Origin of the sequence: Leptolyngbya cf. ectocarpi LEGE 11479, from assembly GCF_015207065.1 — a bacterium.
Taxonomy (GTDB): domain Bacteria; phylum Cyanobacteriota; class Cyanobacteriia; order Phormidesmidales; family Phormidesmidaceae; genus Leptothoe; species Leptothoe ectocarpi.
The window spans coordinates 1-21,143 of record NZ_JADEXP010000005.1 but is presented as its reverse complement, the minus strand read 5'-3'; the positions used below and the strand labels follow the sequence as shown (position 1 = coordinate 21,143).

Sequence of the window (21,143 nt, the reverse complement as noted above, 5' to 3'; positions counted from 1 at the left end):
ATGCAAAAGCGTCGAGCCCTCCTGGTTGGAGTTCCTGAATATGAAAGCAGTGTCCTTGAAGATTTACCCGTTGTCCGCCGTGATTTAGAAATTCTCCATGCCGCTGTCGAACAATCTGGCTACAGTGTGCGAACAATGGGCACAGACGGTATCGAGCAAACTGGCCAAAATAAGCTACTGAGAGCCTTTCGCAAGGAACTACTCCATGCTAAAGGTCTGGATGTTTTGCTGCTCTATTTTTCTGGCCATGGCATTCACTATGAGGGCAATGACTATCTGCTGCCCTCAGATGCTGATTTTGATGATCCGGCCTTTGTGCAATATCTGATTACGCCAGATGCTATGAGCGACGCCATTGATCAGTGCGACGCCAAGACCATTGTGTTTTTTATCGATGCGTGTCGCCATGGCGTCAAACTGGGCACCAAGGACATTGGTTTAACCAATTGGAGTCGTGGAGAGATTAGAAAAGCCCATCATCGCAGCTATGTTTTGGTGTTTTCCTGCGGTCCGGGGCAGGTCAGCCAGTACGTAGCCAGTGAACGTGGTGCTAGCTTATTTTCTACAGCCTTGGCAGCCGTAATAGATGTCAACCACCCGGCCACTAAGCTAGGCGAAGTCTTAGACATGACTCAGCGTAGATTGGCTGAGCTGATTACTGAAAACAGTAGACGCCCACAAGATATATACCGTGCCTATGAAAGTGCGGTAGGAGACGATATCACTGCCAGAATTATTTGTGATAGTGCCGCTACAGCTAAACAAGCAACGATTGCCCCGTGGACAGACGCTGTTTTACAGTCTTCTCTCTGGCCCGAAACAGGTATCCATGATTGTTGCCCGGCCAATGCTCTCAAAAATGAAGTTAGCAGAGTAGTAGGTGTCTGTTGGCAGCAGTGGCAGGCGGCAATCAGGGCTTTTCCAGACGACGCCTGGCGGGATGAAAGATTACCGATTCGAGTGCTAGAAGCTCTAGAAATGCTGGTGCTGTGGTCGAATCCTGCTATCCAGCTGTCAGCTGCCGAAATTGCTCTGGTGATTGCGGTTCCCTTTGTACGTGAAGCCGTTTTGGCCAGTAGCATTGTCCAGGCTGCAGCAGTTGCTCCGTTGTCTCTGGAGCGAGTTCAATCAGCGAGTAAGCTACGGCAGGCTCTGGAAAAAATTCACCAAACCCAGCAGCGATTTGAGCGCAAAGCCAAACGACTGCAGGACCAAAACCGCCTGAGCGACAAAGATACGGTGATGACCTGGTTATTGCATCAGTGTCTATTCAAAACCCTGGAAGTTTGGCTGCCCGCATCCCAAGGAGGCTATCTGGCAGATGAACTGCTCACGTCGCTCGGGAGCGCCCAGGGTCAATCACGCTTAGTTAGAGAAACCCTAAAACCGCAGCGTCTGCTCGAACTGGCCTATTGCATGTACGCAGATCTGGAGCGCATCGACAATGATGAGCGCTCCAATGCTTTGCACAATAGGCTAGTGGTTGGCTCCTATCGAGAAGAGCAGACGATTCGCGAAAAGATAGTGGCTTACCTGCTGCAGCTGGCGGAGCTGCTAGCTATTGATATCCGTAAGCTGCCGGAGGTATTGGTGGATCACATCGGTCTGGCGGATCCCCTAACTCCTGAACAGGTCCTCCAGGTGATCAATCAAGCCCGATGGAATCCGATGGGGCGGGGGCGTACTCTAACGGTCACCTGTCATCATCCAGCCATTGATTTAGCCCTGACTGATTATGTTAAAAGTCTGGACGACGTGCTTTCCCATATGCTGCGGTGCGTGGCCGATAACCATGGCGGCATGGCGGCCCTGACGGGGCTGCCAGCCTATTTGCAATCCGACGGCATAGCAGCTGCTCAACAGGCGGATGGGGCTCCGGTTTATCAAATTCCTCACGTTAAATTTCAGCTGGCCCATGATGAAGTGCGGGAGTTGCTGATGGGTGAGCAGCTCTATGGTGACCCGATGCTGGCCATTCGTGAGCTGTACCAAAATGCTCTGGATGCCTGTCGCTATCGGCAGGCACGGCTTCAATATTTAGAGCAAACAGGAGCATTGTCAGCAGGTCAAGAATGGGAAGGACGTATCCTATTTCGTCAGGGCAAGGATGAAAACGAACGCGCCTACATAGAGTGCGAAGACAACGGTATTGGTATGGCCATGACCCACCTGTCGAAATGTTTTGCTCGGGCCGGACGTCGATTTGCTGATTTACCAGAGTTTATTGAAGAGCAGGCTGAATGGCGCAAATGCGATCCTCCTATCAAGCTTTACCCTAATAGCCAGTTTGGCGTCGGAGTTCTGAGCTACTTCATGCTGGCGGATGAAATCGAAGTGGAAACCTGTCGGTTAGACCGTGATGGAAACCCTGGCCAAAGACTACAGATTCGTGTGCCAGGGAGCAGTGGTCTATTTCGTGTTCAAAAGCTGGGATTAGGAAACGATGCGGGTACCCGAGTACGCTTATATCTCAATCGCACGCATCATAAAGGTCAGCTGATTTCCTGTATTGAGACTCTACGAAAATTACTGTGGGTAGCTGAGTTTAAGACCGAAGTTAAACAGTTTGGGCGATATGAGATTTGGCTGCCAAACCAGCTGAGACATCCCTATTATCCTGACAGCTACTGTCTGAATATAGGGGATACAGATATTTGGTGGGTACCAGAAAGTGAATATGAGCATTTAAGAAATGGATGCATTCTGTCTGATGGATTATGGACAGCTGAAGCTCAACCCGGATTTATTTTTAATCTACGTCAAGATTATCTACCCAAATTAACGGTTGATCGTAAGCAAATTGTTAAATGGGATCGTTCATGGGTTCGTGAGTCCTTGATGAAGGCTATTAAACCGTTACTGGGCTGGCAATATTTAGACCTCAATTTACTTTGGAAATTGGAGAGAAAACAGCCACAGGTAGCCTTAAAAATTGTGGAGATAATATCTAATGAAGAGATAAGAATTCCATTGATGATTGCAAGTACCAGTAATTTAAATCAGTTAAAGGTGCCCGTTTCTCAACTAGGTTGTTTCTCGCCCGACCTTTATCTGTGCTATTTCAATTATGAAACCTCAATTAGAAGGACTCTTCATTTTCCAAGTCCCTGGTGGCTATTACCTTACCGAGTAATTTTGTGGAGTCAGCATGGGCTATTTAAAGTTCCAGGAAATTTGTTAGATGAGCTAACAAAAGAAATACCACTCAAAAACTTTCCACAGCCTCAACCTGGTGATGGAGTACTGTTATCAGCAGATCTTCATCCGGAACGATTTTCGATGGAGTGTGTCGACGAATCTATTCCTCCAGCGCACATTATCCATACTTCGCACATCTTGAATGAATCGTTAGTAGCTGTAGTCAAACGTCTACAAAAATTTGTCAAACTGGGATTAAAAATTCCTGCTATAGATCTTCAAGCTATAAATAAAATAAATATTGAGGAAGAAGACGTAATTGTCCTTTCAAGAAGAATAAGGGAGATAAATTCCTTCGGTTCAGATGCAGGTAAAACACAGTGGAGAATACCTTGGAGCGAAACCCGCATATCCGCTGCTCAAATAGTTCTAGCTGCTACACGTTTATATGAACCAATAGAAAAAACGATCCGACGATTACAAAAACTTAGGTTAGTAGGGTTAAAAGTTATAGATGTAGACTTAGAAAAACTCACAGAAATTAAAATAACACCGGAAGATATTATTGCCCTTTCTAAGCAATTGGATGGTCAAGAAGCATGGACAAAAGATTTTATATCACCTGTTCAGATAGCGTTTGTAGCAGACAAATTAAATGAGCCAATTGCTAATACGCTCAGCCGGTTTGAACGATTTGTTGATATAGGCTTGCAACTGCCAAAAGTTGACTTGGATGCCTTAAGCCAATTTCGAGCTACTGAGACAGATGTTCTGGCTCTATCTATAGGAGGTATCAATCAGAAAGTTGCTTGGCCTGAGGATTATTTGCCGGTGGCTCAGATCGTGCAGGCGGCGTGGCGTGTGGGTGAATCCCTCAGTGAAGCCTTGGAGCGGTTTCAGCGATTTAGACCCCTGGGGTTATTACTGCCGGATGTGGAGCCTGATGCGGTCAAGAATATTGTGATTGAGCGGGAGGATGCGATCGCATTCTCCGAAGAATTCCAATCCAGCTATTCAACCATCGTCAGCACTTGGCTCACGGACCAAGTCACTCCAGCCCACCTGATCACAGCAGCCGTTAACCTCAACGAATCAATCGCTGACGTTTACCAACGCTTCCAAAAATTTACGCCTCTCGGGCTCAAGCTCCCCCCGGTAGACCAAACCCTGCTGCAAGAGCTAATCGATACTGAAGATAACGTAGTCGCCTTTTCCAAGCACCTGACCAAAGAACTCAGAAGCTCAAACGACCTGCTACAGGGCAACGTTCACCCAACGCGCATTATCCTAGCCGCACTCGCTCTTAACGAACCGCTTACATCTACCCTAGAACGCTTTCAGCGATTCGCTCCTGTACTCGGCTTGACCCTACCTAAAGGTCCACCAAGCGCCTGGCAGATCTGTACACCTGAGAGTAGCTCTGACTACGGACAGAGAAATCAATAAAATCCAGAGCCTTAGAGCTAGTAATTAGAGCGTCATAATTATCTTTTGAGGTCGGGCTTTCTCCGCTGGAGACGTTAACACGAACGACTTCGCTCAGCCCTCAATTATCTGAAACTCAGAGATGGAGCTGGTTGAGCGAAGTCGAAGCCAGCGGCGTTAGAGATGTAATATTTCTGTCCACCTGCTTGGTAGCAGAGGACTGAGCGGAGTCGAAGTCCGGAACCTGCCTTCTAAGCTTAACAATGGTGGTAACCATCGCCATCTAAAAAGGGGCACTCAAATTCGAGTAACCCCTTGCAAGTCTATCCGATGTAAATGAAGCCTAAACGCTGACTTCGCCCAGTTCACGAGTTAGATGATCAAAGGGAGCATCCACAAAAGACGTATCAGATATACCCTGAGCTTCCAGCTGCTCCTTCAGCACACCCTTCATGAGCTGGATGGCAAGAACTGTAGGACCTACAGGCACTTCCAACGAATTATAAGTTTCACGCAAACCGTTCAGAACTCGCTCTGTCAGCACGTCGCAGTTACCCGCTACTAGCGCATAGCTGCTGTAGCGCAGATAGTAATCCAAATCCCGCAAACAGGCTGCATAGCGTCGAGTGGTGTAGGAATTACCCCCTGGACGAAGTAGCTCTGGTACCTGCTCATACAGCGCAGCGCCTGTAGCCTTGACTAGGCTAGAAGCATTTGCACTGATATAGGCAGCAGCCTGAACTCGATCGGTGCCACTGCCAAAATAATCTTTTAAAGAATCGATAGCGTTGCGATCGAGGTAACGACCCGTAATGTCGTAGGTGCTGATTAAACCCGTCACCGTATCCCGCATGAAATCTTTCTCCCAGTGCGATTAATGTACGACTCAAAAAATCAAGTAGGAACTTGTAACTAAGCCAGGGATGAAAGTCCCCATATAATTCATCAGTCAAGCACTGACCAAACGTTGGCATGACCCAAATATGAGAACAAGCGCAAGAGCGTTCTGACTGCTTGTCTAGGCATTTTTTCATGTGCCTTGTCGCTGCCTTTAGAACCTCAAAGCCCCCAGCGGCAACGCTTACCAACACTTAAATACCAAAATTTAGTCTACCACGGTGAATTAAACAGCAGACAATACACGTGATTGAGAGGCGAATTGACACGAGTATTTTTACAATACGCAACCTTTCGTAATAATTAATGGGGCATTTAGGACAGATCGAGTCGTTAGTTCAAACAGCCTCGGCTGTATCCACAGGCGGTGGCGTTCAAAATAAAGGTCAATCATATTGACCCCCGTAGTTCATGGGGCCTCACAATACTAGAGAAACACTTAATTTGTAACAGGGGATACAATCGCTGAGGATCACTGTTCCTAGGATTGTTCCAGGCTTGCCATAGCCTATTCTCGGTAGCGTTTATGTAGCGTTTGAGCTGTCTCGTTAGCTTAATAATTTTTAGGTCTTAGCGAATAGTGGAAGTCTACTTGAGATAGGTGCTTTCCCTAGTCAAGCATTGATGGAGGGGATCTACCGAATATGCGTTGCTTGGATGACTTGGATGAGAAATATAGAAAATTTCTAACAGGTCCACATTTTAAGTCTTACGCATTGTTTAATACTTTCGCCGTTGAATGTGTTGGCCTGTTCTGACCGTAAAGCCACAACGGTTCTAGTGAATAAATAAGGAGTGATTCATGGCCCAGACTGCCGCAGAAGTTTTGCAGATGATCAACGATCAAGACATTCAAATGATTGATCTAAAGTTCATCGATTTGCCAGGTATCTGGCAACACCTTACGGTGCATCGCAGCCAAATTGATGAGAGTAGCTTTACCGACGGTGTGGCATTCGACGGCTCCAGTATTCGTGGTTGGAAGGCCATTAACGAGTCAGATATGGCCATGGTTCCTGATCCCACAACGGCTTGGATTGATCCCTTCATGAAGGAACCCACCCTGAGCCTGGTTTGCTCCATTAAAGAGCCTCGTACGGGTGAGTGGTATGACCGTTGCCCCCGTGTGATCGCACAAAAAGCCCTGGATTACTTGAAGTCCAGCGGTATTGGTGATACTGCTTACTTTGGCCCTGAGGCTGAGTTTTTCATCTTTGATGATGTTCGCTACGACACGACATCTAACTCTAGCTACTACTACGTTGACTCTGTTGAGGGACGTTGGAACACAGGTCGTGATGAAGAAGGCGGTAACTTAGGGTACAAGCCTAACTACAAGGGTGGTTATTTCCCTGTGGCTCCCACAGATACCTCTCAAGACATGCGAACTGAGATGTTGCTGACGATGGCAGACTGTGGTGTGCCCATTGAAAAGCATCACCACGAAGTGGCGACTGGCGGCCAGTGTGAGCTGGGCTTCAAGTTTGGCGAAATGATTGAAGCGGCTGACTGGTTGATGACCTACAAGTATTGCATCAAGAACGTTGGTAAGAAGTACGGCAAGACGGTGACGTTTATGCCCAAGCCTCTGTTCGAGGACAATGGTTCCGGGATGCACACTCACCAGTCCATCTGGAAAAACGGCGACACTCTGATGGCGGGTGAGCGTTACGCTGGGCTGAGCGATTTAGCTACCCACTACATTGGCGGTATTTTGAAGCATGCGCCTGCTTTGTTGGCGTTTACTAACCCTAGTACTAACTCCTACAAGCGTTTGGTGCCTGGTTTTGAAGCGCCTGTCAACCTGGTTTACTCGAACGGTAACCGGTCTGCAGCCGTTCGAATTCCCCTGTCTGGCGACAACCCGAAGGCAAAACGCCTAGAGTTTCGTTGTCCCGATCCGACGGCAAATCCTTATCTGGCCTTTGCGGCCATGCTGTGTGCGGGTATTGATGGTATCAAGAATAAGATTGAACCTCCTGAGCCTATCGATCAAGATATCTATGAGCTGAGCCCTGACGAGCTAGCTAAGATTGCGTCTACCCCTGGCTCGCTCAAGGAAGCGCTATCTGCTCTAGAGAGCGATCATGAGTTCTTGACGCAGGGTGGAGTCTTTACCGAGGACTTTATCCGAAACTGGATTTCTTACAAGCTCGATACTGAGGTCATTCCCATGGATATTCGTCCTCACCCCTACGAGCTAGCGCTTTACTACGACTGCTAACTTAGACAGCACAGCTTGATTGAGTCATTGTGTTTGGCTTAACGCTAGTCTTCGGACTGGCGTTTTTTTGTGGCTTTACTCCAGGGGCCGGTGATGGCCTGCGATGGTGAGACGCAAGAAAAGACATATTTATTCACAGAAATAAATCCTAAAAAGTATCGAAATATACGGAATTTGTGTCTATACTTGAAACAGAAAGCACATGTGACGTCGCGCACGGTGCTGTGGGTTTACATCCTTAGGAGGTCAATAAAGATGTCTGTTCAAGAATCTGCTCGACTGCATGCCGTTGTTAATCGCCATACTGTGACCAATCGTCAGCGTTCTTTGTTGAGTCGTGCTGCTGCAGATGTGGGGATGCCCATGGACTCAATTGGTGCCGGTAGTCGTATTCAGGGCAAACCTAGATACGATGTTCAGCATGCTTATGGGCGCAGCGGTGCCACCATGAGCTAACGGCTACGTCGCTTGACTTAAAGGTTTCATCATTTTTACCCAGGGTGCGATCGCACCCTGGGTTTTGCTATGAAAAGGCACTTTATAGAGAACTTTGTTTGATCTGGCAGCTGTAAAGATTTGAAAATAAGCAGTACAAAATGTTAATTTGCGGAAGTCTGTGCTGATGCGTTGGTTGTTTGGGCTAATGCTTTAGTACTGTTATTCCTCCAACCCAGTTTTGAGCTTTTCTATGGCTGCTCTTGTCAATCGTACTGTTGCTGCTCCCAGTGGTTTCTCTCCGGCGATTCATCCTAAAAAGGTTGTAATGGTAGGTGACAGCCTGGTCTATGGCTACGGTGATACCGAAGGCGGAGGCTGGGTTGAGCGGCTGCGCCGTCAGTGGATGGATCCTGCTCAGCCTGGACCGATTATTTATAACCTGGGTGTCAGGGGGGATGGTGTCCAGCAGGTGTCGATGCGGCTAGAACGAGAATTTAAACTGCGGGGCGAACTGCGCCGTCAGGTGCCCGATCTATTGGTGCTGTCGGTGGGCCTAAATGACAGTGCCCGACTAGGGCGACCCACAGGGCGGCCCATGACGGATGAGCTGAACTTTTCACGGGAACTCAATAGCTTACTTGACCAGGCCACGCAGCTCTGTCCGACGCTGTTTGTGGGGATGGTCCCCGTTAATGAAGCGGTCATGCCCTATGCCGATATCCTGCACTTCTCCCATGCTGACCAGGCCCACTATAGCCAAATGACGCGCCATGCTTGTGAAGCCAAGCAGATTCCCTATCTAGATCTTTATCAGCAATGGCGCTCCCAAGGAGACGCTTGGTGTAATGAGCGTCTGTGTAGTGACGGTCTGCATCCAAATGTGTTGGGCTATCGTACGCTGATGGCCGATATCTTGGCCTGGGAGCCGTTAATGCAGGCACTGCTTTAGGCCGTTTCAAGCAGGGGCTACCTGGCTGCACTTGCCGATAACAGTACCCAGACACAGGCTAAAACTGTCGCGATCGCAATTGGCCTGAGGACAGATACCCCCATGGATATGAATAGCTGCGATCCAGCTAATTCGTTATCAGCGTCAGTGGTCTGAGACGGAGTCATGGGCGCGCTGAATTACTGGATCATTTGCTCAGTCCAATCATCGCCGACACGAATGGTAAAGTCCGATTCGAGGTCGCCTGTGGAGTCTGCAATGACCCTACCCATCCCTAGGATGGCTTCCAAAAAGTCGGCTCCATTGAGATCACCCCGCTGGGCAATCACCTTGGTCTGATGATTAAAATCGGGCCAGTCTTCAACGATATAGACATTGCGAAAGCCTTCATTGCGCAGTCGATCGGCAACGTCTTGGGCCATGTAGGGATCCCTGGAGGCATTTTGAACCGCTATTCGCAGTCGGCTGATGGAACGCTGTGGGGTGTCATTGGCGAGGACGGCAGCGGGTTCGGCATCAAAGAACCGCTGCATGACATCGTTAGTACTGTTGGTGTCGGCCACCCAATAGCTAGCGTTAAATTCGTTTGGATCACTAAAGCGCCCCGGCAGCATCACCATATTTAAGGCTTCGCGGTCAAGCTGGAGACCAAAACCTGCTAAAGCCAGGATTTCCTCAGTCGATAGGTTGGTATCGATGTGACTTTGCAGGATACGGACAATTTGTGGCAGTTGCGTAATCACAGTGGGGTTGAGCATGCGATCGCGCAGCGCTTTTAACAATATCTGCTGCCGCTGCACCCGACCAATATCACCCAGATTATCCTGCCGAAATCGGGCAAACTGCTCTGCTTCATCACCGTTCAGGGTTTGCCAACCGGGTTCTAAGTCGATGACTAAGCCTTGGGTTTTGTCCTCGTACTGCATGGCTTTGGGGACAAACACCTCAACGCCACCGACCAAATCCACAATTTCTCGAAATGCGGCTGTGCTCACCCGCACATAGCGATCAATTTCGACTTGATTAAAGTTATAGCTGACGGTTTGTGCCGCGAGTTCTGCGCCACCTTCTACATTGGCCTGGTTGATTTTGTCGGTGCCATAGCCAGGAATTTCTACCCGAGTATCTCGGGGAATGGACATGATATTAATGGCTTGAGTGTCCGGATCAATCCGGGCTAGAAGCATGGTGTCAGTACGACCGACCAAATCGGTTTCGGTGGCGCCATCGATATCTTTAGCTTCGTCCAGACCCATGAGCAAAAGCGTCACGGGACGAGAGACCTGATAGCGAAAGCCAGATTTCCAGAGATCGCTAAGGGGGGGATTGGCGGTCACTTCTCCCACGCTTTTGGGTAACGGCACGGTGAGTATAAACGCCGCTCCTGCCGCTGCGGAGACCACGGCGGTTGTTCCAAAAATACCAGTCCAGATCAAGACTCTAAAGGCCTTGCCCAGGAGTGAACGTTGTTTTGGCATATCGCTTTCAGCGTTTGAGCCAGACTTGGATGATGGAAAGGGAAACATAGATTAATTATAGGAATGCTCGTCTCGGGGATATCCCGTTGAGCCATGAATTTATAGAGGTGCCTACAGTTAACTTACGGACTCCGAAATCAAGGGTCAGAACATGAATTGACTGTTTTAGGGCGGGCTTAAACGGTGGGTTTTATGGGGATATGGGTCAGGCTTTATGTAGGTATTGGCTAAAGCGGAAATTTTTGGAGCTTTTGATACGTTCTACATATAGGTGAGAAGTTAACTAATATTAAGCCGTCTACGGGTGGTGAGTCACGCGTAATCGCTAATATTGTTCAGAACTCTATAAGGTCAACTCATTTTAACGCCGTAATTTAACTTTATTAAGTAAGCAATGACACAACCTATCCGTCAAACTCCAACATTAGTGCCGATTATTTTAGCTGGGGGTAAGGGAGAACGTTTTTGGCCGGTAAGCCGTCTGAAGAATCCCAAGCAGTTTCTGTGTTTAGACGGCAGCGGTCGCAGTTTGATGCAGTCTACGGCTGACCGCTTATTGCCTTTAGCCGGTGGCTGGGATGCGATTTGGGTGATCACTGCATCCCATTTAGCCGACGGTGTGAAACAGCAGCTGCCAGAACTGCCGGTGGAAAATATTTTGGTGGAGCCCCAAGGACGCGATACCGCGCCAGCTGTGGCTTGGGCAACGTTGGAAGTGGCTAAGCGTCATGGGGATGATGCGATCGCATGCTTCTTCCCAGCCGACCACTACATCACCGACGAACCCAAATTTCGTGCCACTATCCGGGCGGCGGCTGACCTCGCCCAAAGTCAAGGGGCTATCGCTACCCTGGGTATCCAGCCCACCTTCCCCTCGACGGGCTATGGCTATATCGAGCAGGGGGATGCTGCTGGTCAGTACGGCGATCTAGCGGCGTACCGGGTGAGCCGCTTTACCGAAAAGCCTGAGCGTAGCGTTGCCGAAGAATTTTTAGCCAGCGGTCGCTACAGCTGGAACAGCGGCATGTTTATTTTCCCCGCTGGGGTGATGATCGACGAACTCAAAACCTATGCACCGGAACTCATGGAGCCGCTGCTGGCTAAAGGTGTGGATGCCTACGCTGAGCTAGAAAAGCTCAGCATTGACTATGCCGTCATGGAAAAAACCACCAAAGCCTATGTGATGCCCGCTAACTTTGGCTGGGATGACCTGGGTGACTGGAATGCCATTGAGCGTCTGATGAAGGGAGAGGCTGCCAATGTAGATATGTGTGAGCATCAGGCCCATGACACCAACGGCTGTATTGTTTACTCGTCTGATGACGAGGAAGTGGTCGTCACCATTGGTCTAGAAGATGTGGTCGTCGTTCGTGATGGTAATGCCACACTGATTGTGAAAAAAGAGCGCACTCAGGAAATCAAAAAAGCGGTCAAGGCCCTGGGTAAAGAGGATAAATTCCTGCATCTGCTGTAGATGGGCGACCTCATTTTCTCATGGACGCATCTGCAGTATCAGGCGGTTTGGAGCATCCATGATTAGACTGCGACATAGCCCCTAAACGTGACATTCAGGTCAGCTGGGGGCTATGTTGCGTTTTTAAACGCTGGGATTAGGGCTTTCTAGTCAGAACGGTACCCTTGGAGGTGTGAACAATCGAAAATATTGTTGAGACACACTTATGACACAAACGTCTTTGAACCCAGGGGAAATTTTACGTGATGCCTTTAGCCAAGTGGGACCGGTGTTTGTGCCGGTTGCAATCCTAGCGCTGCCAGCGAATATTCTGCCGGTGCTGATTCCTGGCGAAGCGCTTAGCGCGGTCTTTAACGTTGCGTTTGCTATTTTGGTCGCGCCTATTTTAGGTGGAGCCAGTATAGTATTGGCCAATCGCGTTTTGACTGGAGAAAAAGCAGATCTGAGTACAGCGTTGTCCATGGCGTGGCAGCGGGCAGGGCAGCTGATTCTGACTTCGTTGCTATTGATGGTTATTTTAATTCCCAGTATGGTGCTCCTGTTGGTGCCTGGAATTTATCTGGCTGTCAGGTTGTTTGCTACACAGTATGAGGTCATGCTGGAGCATAAATCGCCCACTGAGGCCCTTGCGGCAAGCTGGGCATTGACTAAAGGCCGCTGGTGGCAGATTTTTTGGCCAGTCTTTGCAATTACCCTCGTACTGCTGATACCTGTGATCATCCTCAGCGTAATTTTTATGAATGCTGCGTTTGGAGCCCTGGTAACAGGGTTGGTAGGAGTCGCTATTACCCCTGTGCTATTGTTGGCCCTCTTAATGGTTTACAAAGTACTCAAGGGGCAGCAAGTTTCTGGTGCCGAGGATGTGAATCCACTCGGTGCGTAGATGCTGCGTTGAAGAAATGGTTGAAGCAATACTTTTGAATAAAGCGCGTTAGGGCTTTAAGCATCTGACGGCTTCTAGCATGGCTCGCGCCTTATTTAGGGTTTCCTGATACTCGTTTTCAGGAACTGAATCAGCGACTAGACCGGCTCCTGCCTGGACACTGATCCGGTGGGAGCCATCTTTTTTGTTTTCGACCACCATGGTGCGAATGGTAATGGCGCTGTTCAGCTGGCCCTCAAAGTCGTAGTAGCCATAGACACCGGAATAGGGGCCACGACGGCAGGGTTCGAGGTCATGGATAATCTGCATGGCGCGGATTTTGGGAGCGCCACTGACGGTGCCTGCTGGGAAACAGGCTTTGAGCAGGTCCCAAGCGGTTTTGCCAGGTGCCAGCTCCCCGATGACGTTACTGACGATGTGCATGACGTGGGAATAGCGCTCAATAATCATCAGCTCGTCCACGCTGACGGTGCCGCTGGTGCAGACACGGCCTAGGTCGTTGCGGCCCAGATCCACGAGCATGACATGCTCGGCAATTTCTTTAGGGTCCGCCATTAGGTCTGCGGCATAGGCGTCATCTTCGGCTGTAGTTTTGCCTCGGGGGCGGGTGCCGGCAATGGGACGTAGAACGGCTGTGAGGGTATGGTCATCCTCTTCGCGAGTGGCTTTGACCATGACCTCGGGACTAGAGCCAATGATTTGCCAGTCTTGAAAGTTGAAATAGGCCATATATGGCGAGGGATTGACCAGTCGCAAAGACCGATAAAGGTCGAAGGGATTACCGATGTAGTCTGTGGTGAGACGTTGGGAGACGACTACCTGAAAAATATCCCCAGCTTTGATGTGAGCTTTTGCGGTTTCGACACTGTGACAAAATTCGTCTTTGCTACGGTTACTGGTATAGGCCAGCTCAGTCGCTGGGTTACTGTCACGATTACTGGCCGGTGGCGTCCAGGCTAGGCGACTGTCCTGATTGGAGAGGGGGAGGTTGAGTTTGTTGACCAGGTTGGCGATGCGATCGCAGCTCTCTTGATAAGCCTGAGCAAGATCCGCCTCAGGCGATCTCAGATCCGCATAGCTAACGGCCCAGATCTTGCGTTTGACCTGGTCAAAAATCAATAAACTGTCCACCTGCATCCACAGCCCATCCGGCAGCTCATCTGCCCTGGCCGGATGGATAGTCACCGTCGGCTCAATCCACTTAATCAGTTCATAGCCCCAAAACCCAAATAGCCCCCCAATGCCAGGGGGTAACTCAGGCAGTTTGACGGGCTGGTAGGGCGCTAAACAGTCCGCCAACACATCAAACGGGTTGCCTTTAAATACCTGCTCAGCACCGTCTCGAAATCGCTGGACCGTACGCTCGCCTCTCGTTTCTAGGGTCCAAAGCGGATCGCATCCTAGTAGGCTATAGCGACCAATATTTTCACCCCCTTCCACCGATTCCAGTAAAAAGCTGTAGGGCTGGCCCGCGCATACTTTGCACCAGGCAGATACAGGCGTATCGAGATCGGCAACCCACTCCTGATACACCGGGACAAAGTTTCCCTGCTTGGCAAGCTGCTTAAATGTAGCGAGATCTGGAAAAATCATGAAGCCTTGGGGCAGTGGGCACAAACTACATCCAGGTTAGACCCAGAAATTGCTATACAGAAAACTATCCCATAAAAAAGAGGCAGCCCATAGACTGCCTCCTCGAAACCATAATGGTTTGGCTTAAGCCAGTGTACGCTGGGTACAGCAGCTAAAATCCTTACACTTCACAGGGTTGCTTACCACTAAACTTAATGGTCGCGGGGTCAGGATTTTCACCAATGCGACGATCCTTCTTACCGTTATACTCACGGCCTTCGTTCACCTTCTCAGGAACGACGCCATCGGCAGGATGTAGATAAGTGGTTTCACCGCTAGGCAGAACGCGATAAATCTTATAATCAGTAATTCTGGGCTTAAACTTGGTTTTAAGCTGACGGCTGAGGGCCAAGCATTGCTCTTTACGAGCAAGATAGAGCATGTTGTCGCCTTCATTCATGATGGCGGCACCACCTGTGGGCATCTCAAAGGGCTGTTCCTTCTTGCTGCTCCAAGTGATAACGTACTTTTCTTCGCGTTCAGCAGCAGAGAGGAGACCACCTGTGCTGCCACCAAATATAGGAGTTTTCCCACTAGGGCCTTCGGGGGCCGCAGTACCTTCGGTCTTGGTAATTTCTTCAGACATGAAAATATTATCTCTCAACCTTATCGCTCCTCAATTTATCACCGTGCATGACGCCATTTACACTGTTTGTGAGGAAGTGTAACAGTTCTTCAGAGTTCGGATGCACCTTTTCGTTACAGTGCTGTGGCACTTTGTCAAGTTGGGCGGAGGACGGATAATTCAGCCCACGCCAGCCAGGCGAAATTTTTAGTATGCTACTTGTCTGCAAATAAGGTGGGGCAAACTGGGTCATTGCCGTTGATAATAAAGATAGATTTAATAATTCACCTCCCCACGGTGACGGTTCCATGGTGAAAATTTTAAGAGCGCGCACATTACAAACGTTATTCGCCGATAGTTTGACTATCTTTTGGGGGGACTGGTTAGATTTGCGTGTGCGTATTCCCCAAGTGGCGGCATCGGGCTTGGTTTCGCCCTTGATCTATATTTTGGCGTTTGGGTTGGGTCTGGGTAGTTCCTTAGATCAAGTAGCGCCGCCGCCTGTGGGAGACAGCTATTTAGAGTTTATTTTGCCGGGGATGGTAGCGCTGTCCTCAATGGTGATTAGCTTTGGGGGCACCACGTTTTCTATTTGTGGCGAGCGCCTGTTTACAAAAAACTTTGAGGAAATGCTGCTGTTTCCGATTCATCCGCTGTCGATGCATTTAGGTAAGATGCTGGCGGGGATTGTACGGGGGCTGTTGACGGCTGGGTCGGTGATCTTTGTGGCGGTGCTGTTTACCCGCGATCCGTGGAGTTTCCTCAATCCTCTGTTTTTGCTGCTGCTGGTGCTGAACTGCGCTGTTTTTGCAGGGCTGGGTGTAATTGTTGGGTTAAATGTTCAGTCCCTAGAAAGTGTGGGGCTATTTAATAACTTTTTGATTGTGCCGATGTCGTTTTTGGGAGCGACGTTTTTTGATCCGGCTACTCTGCCCCCATTGCTTAAGGGGATTGTTTATCTATTGCCGCTCACCTATACAACGGTTGGTTTGCGGGCGGCGGCTTACCAGCCCCTATCGCAGTTTCCCTGGTATTCGATCCCGGTGCTGCTGCTAGTTGCACTGGCCCTGTCGATTAACGGTGCCCGTCAGTTTGCACGACAGCAAGACTAGCTTGCGATCGCGTCTGGCATATGAGGTGAAATCATCATCATCTCTGGAGCTAGCTGGGGCATCGGTATGGGCAGATCCTGAGCCAGGTGATTCTCTGGTGGTGTGGTGGCCTGGTTCTGCTCAAAATGTTGGTCACGTAGCTGAGAGAAAATCCGATAGGCACTGAGGGAGGATGCGGGCGAATCACCTGGGGCAACCGGTACAAGATTGTAAAGGGTGCCGCTGGCATAGACCGCAAAGGTAATGCGGAACACCTCAAAAAAGTTGATCACCCAGCGGCAATCCTCCTCTGAGTAGGCCTCATAGTAACGAATAAGGCTGGCAATACGCAGCTCTAAATGGGATTGCACATGGGGACAAAATAAGGCGACCTTCAGTAGTAAAACCACCAGTATCAGAGGGTTACCCTGGGCCAGAAACATACTAAAAACAGTTGAAGGCTTTTCTCCATCTTCAGATGTTAGGACATCCACCACACGTTTGCAGGTGCGCAAAATCAAGGCTTCTGTGATCGGTTCTGAATTGTTATGTCTGTATAGGGGCAGGACAGAGTCAGGTAGTTTTGCCTTGAGGGAAAAGGTTATGGGTTTAGTCGGTAAGGCGTAGACCAGATAGTGCAATAGCGCCCGTTTAAAGTCCCAATAGTTAAGCTGCTGGCATTGTTTGTGCAAAAGATTGGCCAGGTTCTCATAGCTAAACTGCCCTGGTTGGATCAGGAGCATCTTCACCAAATTAATGGCAGCTTCCCCTAGCACCGTCGGGTTGTCCACGGTAGCGACGCACGATTCGAGCTGGGATTTGGCGGTATACATCGCCAGATCAAACCGAAACTTTGATTTGAGCTGTGACGATAGATTACGAGCTGCTTCGCGCTGCTCCAGGGGGTTATCTAAATTGAGATATTGAGGGGCTAAAAGATAAGAGGTGTAGCGACTGCTCCAATGCTCATCCTGTTCATAGCGGGCGGCAAACAGCTTGAGATCTTGAAAATCCTGACTGTGAACAAAGTCCTGCATCCAACCGCGCAGGCGTTTGAGGATGAGTGAAACCCCTGGCCGCATTAGAATGCGGTCGTCAAACATGGCGATTAAACTTTTGATGGCGTCTGGTCGCCGCTGAATACCCCAGTTATTGATCAAGATATAGCAGACACGTTTGAGGGTGAAGAGAAACTGCTGCTCACTGTTGGCGATCACAATAGAATATAGCGCCACCGGGAGTTCGGATTCAGTGGATGATTCGGTGTACTCTACAAATAAGCGGCGAAATGTACCCAACACAGCTTCCACAGGTTCTGTCTGAACACTGTACAAAAAGAAGTCATATAGGATGTGCTGGGCATTCTGGATATCTGTGCGAGTCATAATCACCAGGAACTCAATCAGGAACTTAAGAGTGTCAGCTAAGTCTACCTAAAAGAATCAACGATTTTTGAATGTAATGCACCCGTGGCCCTACGGAAGCTACACCTCAAGCATTACAGCGTGTATTGCCTATGCCTAAAAAGACGGATGGCCTCCATAGACTGAGAACAAGGATTTAATCTAACTGTTTTAATCTAGTGAGATTAAACGGGATGGGTAGTCAACGAGCAGCTGACCCTGAAGGGCGCAGACGTGGATAACGTCACGTACCCCTTCCCCTATTTTAGGGAAAAACCCCTGTCCGCCGCCACTTAGGACGCTTGAGGGCGTTTAGTGACGGTTTTGAGCTGTAAGCGGTGATCATCTGCTTGATGCGTCCTCTCTAGCTGCTGTTGTGGCTATAAAGACCCTATTGCTTGGCAGCATCGACTTATTCATCCGGCGATCGTCCCCTGGAGCGGAGGCCTACACGGTGGCAGGTGTTGGCAGTTCTACCTGGAGTTGAAAGATTTTATGGATGACTTGGGCTACTGATTTATCAGGTGTAGAGGCTCCTGAGGTAATGCCAATGACGATTTTGCCTGCGGGTAGCCAATTTTCGGAGATGGTGACAGTTTGGTGTAGGGGCTGGTGCTCAATCCGATTACCGGGGAGTAACCGTTGGGGACCATCGATGTGGTAGGACGGGATGCCTCGCTCAATGGCAATTTCTTGCAGGTGTGTTGTGTTGGAGGAGTTAAAGCCGCCGATGACCACCATCAAATCCATATTCATATCAACCAGCTCAAACATGGCATCTTGCCGTTCCTGGGTGGCATCGCAGATGGTATTAAAGCTGGAAAAATGGTCATTGAGGGCTTGGGGGCCATACTTTTTGAGCATGGTACGCTCTAGCAGTTTGCCAATTTGTTCCGTTTCCCCCTTGAGCATGGTGGTTTGATTGGCAATGCCCACCGCGTCTAAATCTTGATCGGGGTCAAATCCCTGGGAATAGGCGTTAGCAAACTTTCTTAGAAACTCGTTACGGTCTCCACCGTTAAGGATGTAATCAGCGACGTACTGAGCCTCGTCCAAATTGAGGACCACGAGATAGGTACTGGCAAAGGACCGAGTGGCGACGGTTTCTTCGTGTTTGTATTTACCGTGAATGATTGAGGTAAAGGCTTTCTTCTTATGCTTTTCTACGGTTGTCCATACCTTCGAGACCCAAGGACAGGTGGTGTCCACAATGGTGGAGCCTTGATCGTTGAGGAGTTTCATCTCGTCAACGCTAGCTCCGAAGGCGGGCAAAATTACCACATCCCCCTGTTCGACGACTGAAAAATTCTTCTCGCCGTCAATGACCTGAATAAACTGCACATTCATTTCCTGCAGCCGCTGATTCACCCCAGGGTTATGGATGATTTCGTTGGTAATCCAAATGCGCTGATTGGGAAAATGCTGTCGAGCTTCATAGGCCATGGCAATGGCTCGCTCCACCCCCCAGCAAAACCCGAAGTCTTTGGCCAGTTTGATGGTGACATTCCCTTGGGTATAGGAGTATCCCCGGTCGCGGATGGTTTGAATCAAGTCGCTTTGATATTCATCACTCATCTGGGCTGCGATTTGCTCTTTTTCGCCAAAGCCCTGATTGCGGTAGTAGTTATCAGACTTGTTGAGACTACGGCGAAATGCTTTGGTATCCATTGGTTTTATCAAGGGGCAAAAGGCAGAAGACACACTTAGTGTACCGAATCCCTATCCTTTCTTTACGGCAGCTCTAGCTGACTGTAAAGTGCGATCGCAGCTCGCCACACCAGATAGCCCTCCCGGTTGAGATGCAGACCATCGGTAGTTAAGTCCGGTCTCAAGTTGCCGTCGCCGTTGGAAAAAATCGGATACAGCTCTAGATAGTGGGCATCATATCCCTCAGCAATCTTCTGTAATGATTTATTCATGGCTCTGATCCGCTCATTGGGCAGCTCCAGCAGCAGCGCGCGACTTTCCCAGGTGGCAGCTTCGGCTCCATGGGGCAAAATCGACTGGACAACCACTTGAGTGTCAGGGTGATGAGTGCTCAAGTAGTCCATGATGTCGCGATAGTTAGTCAGCACTTGCTGATCACTCTGGCCCCAGATCAGGTCGTTAATGCCGATCATCAAAAAGATCGTGTCCACATCGGCCACATCCAGCAGATGCAGTCGATTCAAGAGCGTATGGGTCTTTTCTCCTGAAATACCTTGGTTCATCCAAACCCGGCGGCCCGGCAGCAATTCTGCTGGAAACCATAAACTCAAGGAGTCACCCAGCAAAATAGTCAGATGGTCTGGATTTTTGGCGGCCATCGTCTCTATTTCTTGGCCTAACAGGGTGACCCACTGCTGGTAGGTCAGTCGCTGCCGACCCCCTGCTGGTGCTGTAGTGATAGCGGCGGGGGTGGGATGGTCGGCATAGGCTGCATTAGCCTGGGGCAGTACGGATGGTTCGCCACCGTCAGATTTCTCTTGCCAGATAACAAGAAGCGCAATAAACAGCACCCCGTTCATCATCAGCGAGAGGATGGCCCAGGAGGGAATTGTGAACGGAAATTTCAGAAACCGTTTAGCCACAGTGTCCGATCAAGTGATAAAGCGTTGGACAGATTCTAATAGGATCCGCCATGGATAGATAGTCTTTGTCGGTAGATCTTTATTTACAAATGCTGAACTAGATATTCTGATGTTGCGGCGGGCTAGCCCTGATCAGTCGAGCCTTGCACCTCGTACAGTACAATCAAATGCCCATCGAAGTCACAAACAGCTTGCTCTGTAAAGACTAGATTGGGTGGGGTGGTAAATGAGCTGGCTTTAATCGGGGACAAACCTAACGACCGCAGCGTCGGTACGATCTCAGCCAGGCAGGGCACTCGAATCACGGTAGCACCCCGATGGGGGACAGATGCCGCCGGTAATGGACTCCCCTGAACTTCGGTTAAGGCTAAGGCGCGGGGTTCTTGTTCTGTACTGAGGGCGGCAAATCTTAGCTGGGCTGCTGCTGGGAGGCGAAATACGGGATAAAGATATGAATCAGGATCGGCCTTCCCCACATAGTCGAGGGTAAACCCCAAGCAGTCACGATACAGGGTGAGTGAGCGTTCTAAATCGGCCACCAGCAGACAAGGCCGCTTTAAGTGCAGGCTAGAGGGGATGGGACTGTCCGTATTCATGCCATATTTATTGGGTTTGGGCTAGGCATTAAACCTCTAGACATTAAACCTAAAGAGCATGACGTCACCTTCTTGAACGGTGTAGTCTTTTCCTTCACTACGAAGTAAGCCTTTTTCCTTGGCGGCATTCATGGAGCCGTGTTCGACTAGATCGTTTCTGATATCAGAAAACAGGAATGCTTCATATTCAAACCAGATGAATTAGAAGAGGTACGGACCATAAGAGAATTGAACGGTCATTTTCCTAACTATGCTAGGGCGTGTCATCAATTAAGCCAAATGACAACAGCAGCGAGATGAACAGCACTCAAGAAATTGCGAGCTGTCTTATCGTACCGCGTTGCAATCGCCCGGTATTGCTTCAACTTAGCGAAAAAGNT

Annotated in this window: 18 protein-coding genes; 7 read left to right on the top strand and 11 right to left on the bottom strand. The window is 49.4% G+C overall.

The features are described from left to right. Complete coding sequence (locus tag IQ260_RS01485) at positions 1-4,584, top strand: HD domain-containing protein (protein ID WP_193990176.1); 4,584 nt, start codon at positions 1-3, stop codon at positions 4,582-4,584. Between the two features lie 322 nt (positions 4,585-4,906). Here IQ260_RS01485 and apcB read toward each other — a convergent pair whose 3' ends face one another. After that, positions 4,907-5,416, bottom strand: a complete 510-nt coding sequence (gene apcB, locus IQ260_RS01480) for an allophycocyanin subunit beta (RefSeq protein WP_193990174.1) — start codon at positions 5,414-5,416, stop codon at positions 4,907-4,909. An 846-nt stretch (positions 5,417-6,262) separates the two neighbouring features. On the opposite strand from apcB, the gene glnA reads away from it, so the two are divergent. The 3 genes from glnA (at position 6,263) to IQ260_RS01465 (ending at position 9,071) form a co-directional block, all read left to right on the top strand. Then, positions 6,263-7,684, top strand: a complete 1,422-nt coding sequence (gene glnA, locus IQ260_RS01475) for a type I glutamate--ammonia ligase (RefSeq protein ID WP_193990172.1) — start codon at positions 6,263-6,265, stop codon at positions 7,682-7,684. Between the two features lie 255 nt (positions 7,685-7,939). Further along, on the top strand, positions 7,940-8,140 hold the full coding sequence (locus IQ260_RS01470; protein ID WP_193990171.1) for a hypothetical protein: 201 nt from the start codon (positions 7,940-7,942) through the stop codon (positions 8,138-8,140). 232 nt (positions 8,141-8,372) lie between these two features. Next, complete coding sequence (locus tag IQ260_RS01465) at positions 8,373-9,071, top strand: GDSL-type esterase/lipase family protein (protein WP_193990169.1); 699 nt, start codon at positions 8,373-8,375, stop codon at positions 9,069-9,071. Between the two features lie 17 nt (positions 9,072-9,088). On the opposite strand, the gene IQ260_RS01460 is transcribed toward IQ260_RS01465, so the two are convergent. Together IQ260_RS01460 and IQ260_RS01455 are read right to left on the bottom strand one after the other, a co-directional pair. Continuing rightward, a complete protein-coding gene (locus tag IQ260_RS01460; RefSeq protein WP_193990167.1) occupies positions 9,089-9,238 on the bottom strand; it encodes a hypothetical protein in 150 nt (49 codons plus the stop codon). Between the two features lie 12 nt (positions 9,239-9,250). Beyond that, positions 9,251-10,597, bottom strand: coding sequence for an LCP family protein (locus IQ260_RS01455; RefSeq protein WP_193990165.1), 1,347 nt, complete (start codon positions 10,595-10,597; stop codon positions 9,251-9,253). A gap of 346 nt (positions 10,598-10,943) precedes the next feature. On the opposite strand from IQ260_RS01455, the gene IQ260_RS01450 reads away from it, so the two are divergent. Together IQ260_RS01450 and IQ260_RS01445 are read left to right on the top strand one after the other, a co-directional pair. Further along, the gene (locus IQ260_RS01450) at positions 10,944-12,023 is read left to right on the top strand and encodes a mannose-1-phosphate guanylyltransferase (protein WP_193990163.1); all 1,080 of its coding nucleotides are present in this window, start codon (positions 10,944-10,946) and stop codon (positions 12,021-12,023) included. 205 nt (positions 12,024-12,228) lie between these two features. After that, entirely contained in the window at positions 12,229-12,906 is a 678-nt protein-coding gene (locus IQ260_RS01445) for a glycerophosphoryl diester phosphodiesterase membrane domain-containing protein (protein WP_193990161.1), read from the top strand. Positions 12,907-12,954: 48 nt separating this feature from the next. On the opposite strand, the gene trpE is transcribed toward IQ260_RS01445, so the two are convergent. Both trpE and psaD read right to left on the bottom strand, forming a co-directional pair. Further along, positions 12,955-14,499, bottom strand: a complete 1,545-nt coding sequence (gene trpE, locus IQ260_RS01440; RefSeq protein WP_193990159.1) for an anthranilate synthase component I — start codon at positions 14,497-14,499, stop codon at positions 12,955-12,957. A gap of 160 nt (positions 14,500-14,659) precedes the next feature. Further along, positions 14,660-15,124 carry a photosystem I reaction center subunit II PsaD gene (psaD, locus tag IQ260_RS01435; RefSeq protein WP_193990157.1) on the bottom strand — a complete coding sequence of 155 codons (465 nt, stop codon included), beginning with the start codon at positions 15,122-15,124 and terminating at the stop codon, positions 14,660-14,662. Positions 15,125-15,411: 287 nt separating this feature from the next. Between psaD and IQ260_RS01430 the strand changes: the two genes are divergently transcribed. Beyond that, on the top strand, positions 15,412-16,215 hold the full coding sequence (locus tag IQ260_RS01430; RefSeq protein ID WP_193990155.1) for an ABC transporter permease: 804 nt from the start codon (positions 15,412-15,414) through the stop codon (positions 16,213-16,215). On the opposite strand, the gene IQ260_RS01425 is transcribed toward IQ260_RS01430, so the two are convergent. The 6 genes from IQ260_RS01425 to IQ260_RS01400 all read right to left on the bottom strand — a co-directional run. Then, complete coding sequence (locus IQ260_RS01425; protein WP_193990153.1) at positions 16,212-17,579, bottom strand: hypothetical protein; 1,368 nt, start codon at positions 17,577-17,579, stop codon at positions 16,212-16,214. The genes IQ260_RS01430 and IQ260_RS01425 overlap by 4 nt on opposite strands. Before the next feature lie 465 nt (positions 17,580-18,044). Then, positions 18,045-19,265, bottom strand: a complete 1,221-nt coding sequence (locus IQ260_RS01420) for a 4-hydroxy-3-methylbut-2-enyl diphosphate reductase (RefSeq protein WP_193990151.1) — start codon at positions 19,263-19,265, stop codon at positions 18,045-18,047. Between the two features lie 62 nt (positions 19,266-19,327). Beyond that, positions 19,328-20,167 carry a GDSL-type esterase/lipase family protein gene (locus IQ260_RS01415; protein WP_322744870.1) on the bottom strand — a complete coding sequence of 280 codons (840 nt, stop codon included), beginning with the start codon at positions 20,165-20,167 and terminating at the stop codon, positions 19,328-19,330. Between the two features lie 122 nt (positions 20,168-20,289). Beyond that, the gene (locus IQ260_RS01410) at positions 20,290-20,763 is read right to left on the bottom strand and encodes a VOC family protein (protein WP_193990149.1); all 474 of its coding nucleotides are present in this window, start codon (positions 20,761-20,763) and stop codon (positions 20,290-20,292) included. Between the two features lie 36 nt (positions 20,764-20,799). After that, positions 20,800-20,925 carry a DUF933 domain-containing protein gene (locus IQ260_RS01405; protein WP_322744872.1) on the bottom strand — a complete coding sequence of 42 codons (126 nt, stop codon included), beginning with the start codon at positions 20,923-20,925 and terminating at the stop codon, positions 20,800-20,802. A 104-nt stretch (positions 20,926-21,029) separates the two neighbouring features. Beyond that, positions 21,030-21,143 (bottom strand): transposase (locus IQ260_RS01400; protein WP_193990147.1); only part of this gene is annotated, 114 nt, incomplete at its 5' end.